Origin of the sequence: Gluconacetobacter entanii, from assembly GCF_003206495.1 — a bacterium.
Classification (GTDB): Bacteria; Pseudomonadota; Alphaproteobacteria; order Acetobacterales; family Acetobacteraceae; genus Novacetimonas; species Novacetimonas entanii.
The window spans coordinates 1-2,614 of the sequence record NZ_NKUF01000104.1 but is presented as its reverse complement, the minus strand read 5'-3'; the positions used below and the strand labels follow the sequence as shown (position 1 = coordinate 2,614).

Annotated in this window: 3 protein-coding genes; 1 reads left to right on the top strand and 2 read right to left on the bottom strand. The window is 43.2% G+C overall.

Annotated elements, in window-relative coordinates:
• Positions 1-120: 120 nt before the first annotated feature.
• Complete coding sequence (locus CFR72_RS16570) at positions 121-1,692, bottom strand: phosphoethanolamine transferase (RefSeq protein WP_146220774.1); 1,572 nt, start codon at positions 1,690-1,692, stop codon at positions 121-123.
• A gap of 92 nt (positions 1,693-1,784) precedes the next feature.
• On the opposite strand from CFR72_RS16570, the gene CFR72_RS16565 reads away from it, so the two are divergent.
• On the top strand, positions 1,785-2,321 hold the full coding sequence (locus CFR72_RS16565; RefSeq protein WP_110914796.1) for a replication protein: 537 nt from the start codon (positions 1,785-1,787) through the stop codon (positions 2,319-2,321).
• 43 nt (positions 2,322-2,364) lie between these two features.
• Here CFR72_RS16565 and CFR72_RS16560 read toward each other — a convergent pair.
• On the bottom strand, positions 2,365-2,614 hold a 250-nt coding region (locus CFR72_RS16560), incomplete at its 5' end, for a transposase (RefSeq protein WP_146220773.1).

The window sequence follows — 2,614 nt, the reverse complement described above, 5'->3', positions numbered from 1 at the left end:
TTCCTCAACCGCATGGACATTGATCGCCTCGATCCGAATGCTCACACGACGGACAGCAAGGCATTGTCAGGGTTGAAAAACTTTCGGATCGGGCTCTTAACAGCCTTTCGATCCGTCCAGTTACTGCGGGATTGACTTGTAATCATATACCTTCGAGTCCGAATGGAGAATAATATCATCTGGTATCAATTTTTCAATTTCCGGCTCTGAAAATGGATAACCGAGCATAGATAGAAGAATGTACTTATTGACCAGAGATGAATAATATCCTCTTTTTTCTTCAAATTCCTCAGAAATATTGCAATATTTTTTACTCGGATCATACATCAGGAATGGGACATTATACTGATCGTATCCACCATATTGTATTCCATGACCAACACCAACGATCTCCCCATGATCTGATGTGTAAATCAAAGTATAGTCACCAAGTTCCTGTTTTGCCATATCCATGATTTCACCGAGCAGACGGTCTGTATGATGTATGCTTTGATCATATGTTATGGCTTGCGGCAATTCTTTTACATCCTGCAATGTTATTTTATCATCATAGTTTTGATGACTACCGTAAATGTGAATTACATAGAGCTTGTAGGGTGCAGTATCTGAAAATTTCTGTTTAATAACAGGTAAAAGAGTATCGTCTTGAGCTCTACGTATGCCATTTTCTGTGTTATTCAGATCACCACGTGTCACATAATTGCTAAATTCTGAAATGTATCCGTAATTACGTGCATAGGGTCCGGTTCCATCTTGCGATGAAATCCAGAATGTTTTGTAACCTTGGTCTTGTGCAAGTTCAATGATATTTTTTTCTGATAAAAGTGTATCCTGTTGTTTCGGGGAAAAGAACGAAAATGTCATCGGAACGGAAGAACGTGTCATATCTGCTGCGGAATGCGAATTCTGAATTACGCATATTTTTCCTTGTTCTTTGTATTTATCAAGAACTGGCGTTGTATTGGAAGATTTGTAACCATAGATACCATAGTGTGTTGCAAGTGAAGATTCTCCCATAACAAACACTATGTTATGGATTTTTTCACCATTTTGCCTGGTAATGGAAGGGTCCCTTACAATATGCCTCACGACTGGTGTGACATAAAGTGGATCCCCTGAATGCGAAGAGATCAAAATGGCAAATAACATATCACCTAAAACACCCGGCAGCTCAAACCTTAGTCGAGATGCGATATCATATGTACGTGTTATTTTTTTATTTGTGAGCGTCTGTGTTAAAACATAACAAAAGTTCATGAGCAAAGGAAAAAGTATAATATACGATATTTTTATGCTTTTGTTGTTAACGCGGCCAAAAATATAAAACAAATAAATGAAACAACAAAACGATAAAAAAGATATCATCAAGACAATAATATTGACAGTATGCAGCATAGAAACAAGTTCATTTTTATTTGTTCCCAACACCGCAATAATATTTGCGTCCGTCACAGCCTTGCATTTATAGGAAATAAATGAATCAAATATCGTTAAAAATAGTAAAAATCCATTGGAAATGGCTGATATGATTTTCCCTAAATTGAAAAACAGGAATGGCAAGGGGAACATTTCTATTATAAGAAATACGTGATGCGGGTAATGCGTATGGCCTACAGAGCTATTTGAAATATAAAACTCAGACGCAGATAAAAATAACGAGTAAATAAAAATAAAATAGGCCCTAAAATTCACAATGCAATCCTTTATGAGGTATATAAAAATGTTGATCAGGTCTCTATCATATTTTTTTTCTATGAACAAGATATAAGGGGTCGTAAAAAGTCATGACCACCGAACGCGAACTGGATGATGGTCTGGCTGCACTCGACCAGATCGGCCGGGAAATGGGAGAGATGAACCGCCTGCTACAAGCCGTCCAGACTGATCTGCTGACCCGGAACCAGCAGGAACATGCCCTGTCAGCCGAACTTCAGACCATGCTCAAACAGGCCACAGAAGCCTCACAGAAGGCGCTACAGGCATCTAAGGCCGAATTGCGCTCCAATCTACTCTGGCTAGGCTCTACCGCCCTCCTGATCGTTCTGGCGGCCTCTGGGGCGGGTTATATCCTCGGACACAATACGGGATTGGATCAGGGACAGACGGAAGGGTATCAGGCTGCCCATGATGAGAAGGCTGCTGCGTCCTGGGCCAACACCCCGGCCGGACAGCGGGCATATGAACTCGACCGCCTCGGAAGCCTCGACATGCTGGCCCAGTGCAAGGGGAATGCTTGGACTACGGAACACCAGAAAGACCGCACTGTCTGCTTCCCCAACGCTGACGCCAAAGATCAGATCACCGGCTGGTATATCCGCTGACCATCATGGGGGAGGAAAAGCCGGTTCGTTCCTTTGTTGCTCCCTAAGAGCCCGATCCGAAAGTTTTCCAAGCTTGACAATGCCTTGCTGTCCGTCGTGTGAGCATGCGGATCGAGGCGATCAATGTCCATGCGGTTGAGGACGCAATGGACTTTTCCCAATCTTTGGCGAGCCGCCTGCACCGTCCCAGCCAGGCGAATGTCCGTTCCACCACCCAGCGACGCGGCAGGATCTGAAAGCCCTTCGTCGTATCGGACCGCCTGATGATTTCGAGGGTCCATTTTCCCATGGCG